Source organism: Lutibacter sp. (assembly GCF_041555395.1).
Taxonomy (GTDB): Bacteria; Bacteroidota; Bacteroidia; order Flavobacteriales; family Flavobacteriaceae; genus Lutibacter.
On the sequence record NZ_JBFFKM010000087.1, the window covers coordinates 1 to 6,188 of the forward strand.

Here is a 6,188-nt window from a genome sequence, read left to right on the forward strand (position 1 = left end):
CTAAATTCCAATTCATATCATGGATATTCAAGCCATATCAATCGATTTGAAAAATGGTTGACAGAAAAAGAATTACACAACAACGGAATTTCAACCATCACAAAAACGCTGGTTATAGAATATCTCAATAGTTTACTGAAAGTTTCAAGTACACGCAACAGAAATAACTATAGATCCTCTATCAGTTCATTATTTACCACTTTGGAAGATAACGAGCTTATTAAAGACAACTTTGTCAAAAAGATTAAAAACCTAAAAACAACACCAGAGCGTAATAAAACTTATACTCCTACAATGCAAAAGGATATATATGATTATATGCAGGAAAAAGACCCTTTATTGCTGCTTTTTGTTCAATTTGTATCGTATAATCTTTTAAGACCAATTGAAGTATGTCGTTTGAGAATTGAGGATATTGATATTAAAGACAAGAAACTATATGTCAAGGCAAAAAACAAAGCGGTGAAAATCAAAATTATACCAGACCACTTACTAAAAGAAATACCAGACTTGTCAGAACTGGACAAAAAGTTGTATTTATTCACTCCAGAAAAAATTGGAGGACAGTGGCAGGCAAATGAAACCAATAGAAGAGACCATTTTTCCAAACGATTTAAGGAGGTTAAAGAACATTTTAAATTGGGTGTTAATTATGGAATGTACAGTTTTAGACATACTTTTATAACGAAGTTATATCAACAGTTAAGAAAACAATATTCTCAATTTGAAGCAAAGAGCAGACTGATGTTAATCACAGGTCATGCCACAATGACCGCCTTAGAACAATACCTCCGAGATATCGATGCGGAACTACCAAAAGATTATTCAAACCTGCTTAAATCAGAATAAAACTATATAAAATAATGAAACAATATTTTGGCATTTTAAATAATGATAAAGTAAATAATCTTTCGGTACAAGGGCAATTTGATTTTATGATTGAAAATGAATTGTTTTATGTTTCGCGCCACTATTCAATAGAAAAAACAGAAACAGAAAACCCAGAAATAGACTTAAAACCGACACAAAAAGTTATCAATGTATTTTATGATTATTTAAAACGACTATTTTTAAGAGAAATTGACCAACCTTTTTTACATTTTTTCAATGATTTTAATGAAAGTATTTATGGATTGGATAAGGCGGCACAGCGGAAAATTGCTTTAGGACATTTTAATGAACGATATAAAAAGATAAAAGTATTAGATGCTAGTTTTGTAAAAAGAGAAAAGGATGATAATGGCATAGAGCAGGTAAAAAATATGAATCGTTTAGATTTTCTGAAAGGAAGACAAAACGGTCAGAAGCAACAACTGGCAACAACAGAAAACACATTGCAATTTCTAAATGGAAATGCCACCTATTTTGAAAGTGAGCAATTTAAAAATAACACTACTACCCGACAATTTATTGAATTTGAAGCAAACCTAAAGATTTTAATAAGTTTAAATGGCCAACACAAATTTGAAGAAGATTTTCATTTTACTGATTTGGCTATACTTAAAAATTTATTTGAAAAATATGGTGATACATTTAAATCGTTTGAAGTATTTATTTATATCCATAAAAAGATTCACAGTTTTACAGAAGCAAAAATGGCAAATATTACAAGTTTATTTGATGCCGTGGTTGAAATGAAATTAGTTCATAATAGCAAGACTAACTTTTTGAATTATGTAAATATGGAACATCAGATGGAGCTAACGAAGTTGAAATTTTATGAGCCAGAACAAAACAGGCAACACGATCAAAGAGTGAAGCAATTTAAAATCGAATTACAAGTATATTCCACAGAAAAGTTTGAATTGTTGCCTCAAGATGTTGAAAAGCCCTATGTGATTACATCAAAGAAAAAAAACCTAAAGATATTTACGGATAAAGATGCATTAGATTATTTATTTAAAAATACGTTTAACTGTAAATAAATATTTTAAACATTAATCAAGCAGGTTACAATATCCTTGCAACAATCAACAATGGCATTGCAACGCCATTGAAACGTTGCTTTAATAAAGATGGAGCCTCATTATGAAGCTGTTAAGTAATTCGAAATATTAAGAACGACACAATTGCAACGCCGTTGCAACGTTACCGCAACGCCGTTGCAACGTTACTTCAATAAAGATGGAGCCTCATTATGAAGCTGTTGAGTGATTCGAAATATTAAGAACAACACATTTGCAACATCAAGCAACGCCGTTGCAACGCTATTGCAACGTCATACAACACGATTTCGACATAGGTGTTGCGACATTGCAACTCGGTTAACGGGTTTGTATGATGATGAAAAATATGTGTCGAGATTAGTGTAAATAGACTTGGATTTTAACTCAGTTCTTTGTTTATATTTTATTTTTTAGATCGAAACTAAATCTGATTTATTTTTCTGTTTGTTACAATTTTTACTTTTTTAGAATTTTCGCTTTTTTGCTCAATCCAAAAATGATTATAAAACCACTGTTAGCCGAAGTATTCCTTTTTTATAAGGCTTAATACCAAAAACTAAACATTCTCTTAAATATTATCCTATCAGTGAAGGCTGCTAAAACCACTCCCAAGGCATACATCACATAATCAATGGGATCAAATACTCTCGCCAAGGCATAAACACCAAAGTATTGAAGGGTTTCAGACAAAGAACAAAGAACAAAAACTGCAATTGCCTTTACATACCATTTTTTAATCAACTTATATTCATCTTCCAGAAGCACAAGGAGCAAATAATATCCAAATGGAATAGCGATATCGGCAAAGTAGCTATGAAAAAGTTGATGTATAGTCTCACTCGCCCAATCGGCTCCAATTACGAAGATACTAGCAATAATAAGTAATGTAATAACAACAATTGTTTTTTTGTTTTTCATATGTTTCGAAAAGGAATATTTCAGCTAACTGGCAAATATTTCTCGGTTTGTTTTTATTTTTCTTTTTTAAGATTTTCCGTTCTGTAAAAATCTGACCGTTTCAATTTTAATTATGTCTTTTTTTAACTCTGACCGATTCAATTTTTCTCATTTTGAGCAGTATAAAATCTGGAATTTGTCGGTTTTATATTTTTGATTTTTAAAGAAATTTTTCTGCTTTTTTGCTTAATTCCGCTATTTTTAGCAACGTGTTCGTATAATGATTTGTGCGACTTAAAAATCGGAAATTTTTCCGCCGAAGCAATATTTTTATTGAATGTTTGTCGGTTTGTATTAAATCCGATTTGAGCATAAATTTTATACTATGTTAGCTGTAGTTTTTATCTTTCGAATTTAAAAACAAAACCATCTGCTCCAGAACCACTCATTATTATATTTTGATCTAAAATAAAAAATTCATTTAAAATTATACCACCACTTTCAATTTCATCTATAAATAAAATTTGATTATTGGCACCTTGTTGAATTTCATAATTATACGTTCCGCTGTCAAATCCAGCATATATAACTTTAGGTTCAGTTGTCACATTATTCTCTACAATAAGAGTATTATTTGTCTGACTAAAACTCCATTTAACATCTCCTCGACTATAATTAACATTTACACCTTGTAAACCACCACTTACATTTTTTAAATTCCAAGTTCCACTTATTGTTTTGTCTTGAGTAGAATTATCGTCATCATTATTACAACTTGTTAAAAATCCAAATCCTATAACGAATAGTAAAGTCAAAATTTTAATTTTCATAATTTAAGTTTTTAGTTATATACTATATAGATGCTAAAAGTTTAGAGTGGTTGTGTCAAATTACAGCTAACGGTTTAGGCTAGGAAAAGTAGTGGGTTTGAAACTGTAATTTTCCGATGTTTAAATTTAGTATTTTTATATTTTAGAACCATTCTATCTTATTGAATTAAGCAATTTTTTTTAGCCATTGTTAGCGGCTGGCATATTTATGAGTTTGAATGTTTTTCTATTCTTCAAATATTTTAATGTTTCGAGAAATAGTAAAACGGAACTTGCACCAATTAGCGATGAAACAAAGTGTCTATAACCTGGGAATTCGAAGCTGAAAATTTGTTGTAAAAATGGAATGGAAATAGTAAGCAACAACATAATAATAGCTATTGAAAGAATAATCCACACAGCCCAATTTCTTTCTGTAATAACTTTAATAAAGTTTCTTGATTTGGAAAGATTTGTAAGAATTAGAAAGATATTACCAATAACCAATGAAGAAAATGCAATTGCTCTTACCTCTTCGTTTGTATGTCCTTCGTGAATGGAAAGAAAGTAAATTGTCATTGTCATTCCTAAGAGGAGTAACCCTTGTAATACACTTGCGAAAATTTTATTTCCTCCAAAAAATTTTTCTTGTGGATTTCTGGGTTCTCTGTTCATTATATTTTTTTCCTCTTGTTCGTGTTCAAAAGCTACGGAACAAATAGGGTCTATTATCAATTCCAACAGAACAATATGTAAAGGCATTAATAGTATTGGAAATGAGGAGAAAAAAGCAGGCAACAATGTTAATCCAATTATCGGAATATGGATGGCAATAATATATGACATTGATTTTTGAAGATTGTCAAATATTTTTCTTCCTAAACGTATTGCTGATACAATAGAAGCAAAGTTGTCATCTAATAAAACCAGAGAAGACGCTTCTCTAGCTACATCTGTTCCCTTGTTACCCATTGCTATTCCAATATTGGCTGCTTTTAATGCAGGAGCATCATTTACACCATCGCCTGTCATAGCAACAATTTCATTATTAGCTTGTAGAGCTCTTACTATTCGGAGTTTTTGTTCGGGAACAACACGTGCAAAAATATTTATGTTCGAAATTCTAATTCTAAGTTCATCATCATTTAATTTATTTAATTCGCTGCCAGTCATTAATTTGCCATCAACCTTCATGCCTATTTGTTTTGCAATACTTTTGGCTGTGGTAGGAAAATCGCCTGTAATCATAATTACTTTTACACCAGCATCATTGCATTCTTTGATAGCTTTTGGGACTTCTGGACGAATAGGGTCTTCCAAACCAATTAAACCTTGAAACTTGAACTCAAAATCAATTTGTAAATCTGGTAAAACAGCAGATTCTAATGTTGAATTTGCAACAGCAATTACTCGGTATCCTTTTTCCGCAAAAGACTCAACAATGCTTAAATATTTTTCGGTGTCTTGATTATTTAATTTACATAATTTAAAAATGATTTCAGGCGCGCCCTTGGTTGCTAATATAATTTTATTATTTGCATTATCTTTTAACACTCTGGTCATTGCCAATAGTGATTTACTTAATGGGTATTCTTTAAGCAATTGTAAAGAGGTGTCTAAATTCTTATTTAATGATTGGTTTGTAGTTTTAAAAGCCTTTTCCATTGGGTCTATGGAATTTTCTTGTGAAGCAAGATGAGCAAAATTCAAAATTTTTGAAATCTGGTTTTGATTGTCAAAAAATGTATTTTTCGAGAATGTTTCACTCCCGTTATACACAATACCAACTTCCATTTTATTTTGTGTTATAGTTCCTGTTTTATCACTGCATAAAACTGTTGCAGAACCGAGTGTTTCAATAGCCGAAGGATTTCTTGTTAATACATTTTTCTTTGATAGTCGCCAAGCACCTAAAGCAAGAAAGACGGTAAGTACTACAGGAAACTCTTCAGGAAGTATAGCCATTGCAGCAGCAAGACCATTTAATAGTGAATGGATAAAATTGCCTCTTACAAAATAAAAAGCGACAACCACCACCACACTAATAATAGCTCCCAAAAAAAACAAATTTCGAATAAGGGATTTCATTTCTTTCTGCATACGGGTTTCTTGCTGTTCAATACTTAATAATGAACGTCCAATTTTCCCAAACTCCGTATGAATTCCTGTCGAAAGTATTTTAACATATCCTTTACCTTGTATCACAAGTGTTCCGCTATATACTAGTCCAAGTGCATTAGTGGTATCTTTCTGAACAGATTTTAAGACAGGAACAGATTCACCTGTCAATATAGATTCATCTACAGTAAGATTTAATGTATCAACCAAAATTCCATCGGCAGGAATTCTGTCGCCTTCATTTAAAATAACGATATCATCTGGTACTACTTCCCGTCCAGCAATCCTTATTTCTTGTCCGTCTCGAATAACTAATGCTCTGGGAGAAGATAGATTTTTAAGTGCATTTAATGCTTTTTCAGTTTTTTGATATTGATAAAATGTAATGAAAATAATAATGAAAATCGTTGACAAAAGA

The 6,188-nt window shown here is 31.1% G+C and carries 5 protein-coding genes; 2 read left to right on the forward strand and 3 right to left on the reverse strand.

All coding sequences use genetic code 11. The features are described 5' to 3' along the window. Window positions 1-849, forward strand: an 849-nt coding sequence (locus tag ABY285_RS11985) for a tyrosine-type recombinase/integrase (protein WP_372770368.1), incomplete at its 5' end; no start/stop codon positions are given. A gap of 14 nt (window positions 850-863) precedes the next feature. Then, a complete protein-coding gene (locus tag ABY285_RS11990; RefSeq protein ID WP_372770370.1) occupies window positions 864-1,925 on the forward strand; it encodes a hypothetical protein in 1,062 nt (353 codons plus the stop codon). A gap of 564 nt (window positions 1,926-2,489) precedes the next feature. Here the strand turns inward: ABY285_RS11990 and ABY285_RS11995 are convergent. From ABY285_RS11995 to ABY285_RS12005, 3 genes are all read right to left on the reverse strand, one after another. Continuing rightward, the gene (locus ABY285_RS11995; RefSeq protein ID WP_372770372.1) at window positions 2,490-2,864 is read right to left on the reverse strand and encodes a hypothetical protein; all 375 of its coding nucleotides are present in this window, start codon (window positions 2,862-2,864) and stop codon (window positions 2,490-2,492) included. A 380-nt stretch (window positions 2,865-3,244) separates the two neighbouring features. Further along, on the reverse strand, window positions 3,245-3,673 hold the full coding sequence (locus tag ABY285_RS12000) for a hypothetical protein (RefSeq protein WP_372770374.1): 429 nt from the start codon (window positions 3,671-3,673) through the stop codon (window positions 3,245-3,247). Between the two features lie 180 nt (window positions 3,674-3,853). Continuing rightward, on the reverse strand, window positions 3,854-6,188 hold a 2,335-nt coding region (locus ABY285_RS12005; RefSeq protein WP_372770376.1), incomplete at its 5' end, for a cation-translocating P-type ATPase.